This is a genomic window from Citrobacter sp. TBCS-14 (assembly GCF_005280805.1).
Lineage (GTDB): Bacteria > Pseudomonadota > Gammaproteobacteria > Enterobacterales > Enterobacteriaceae > Citrobacter > Citrobacter gillenii.
In genome coordinates this window covers 1-459 of record NZ_SZWM01000718.1, presented here as the reverse complement: position 1 = coordinate 459, position 459 = coordinate 1, and the positions used below count along the sequence as shown (strand labels likewise).

Sequence of the window (459 nt, the reverse complement as noted above, 5' to 3'; positions counted from 1 at the left end):
GGTAACGGCATTTCATCGTCTTCAAAAGCATCTTCAATTTCTTCTGCCACGGCAGGAGCATGCACGGTTAGCGTAAAGATGGAGCCTTTTCCGGCCTGGCTGGAAACCGTAATATCACCGCCCATGTTTTTCGCCAGACGCTTCGAGACGGCCAGTCCAATCCCGGTTCCCGTTGCCGGTTTACCACCATGGCTGTCCTTCACCTGATAGTACATGGCGAAAATTTTATCCTGCTCATCCTGTGGAATACCGATCCCGGAATCCTCCACCTCAAAATGCAGTATGTCTCCCTCGTCATAGCGCGCCCGTACGNAATCCTCCACCTCAAAATGCAGTATGTCTCCCTCGTCATAGCGCGCCCGTACGGTCACCTGCCCCTGCTGAGTAAACTTCACGGCGTTGCTGATCAGATTCCACAGAATCTGGCGCAAACGCGTTCCGTCGGTGATGACCTTATGT

At 53.1% G+C, this 459-nt stretch carries 1 protein-coding gene; it reads right to left on the bottom strand.

Annotated features, from left to right (window positions below):
- A partial coding sequence (locus tag FDX22_RS20890; protein ID WP_255433007.1) for an ATP-binding protein occupies positions 1–459 on the bottom strand: 459 nt, incomplete at both ends.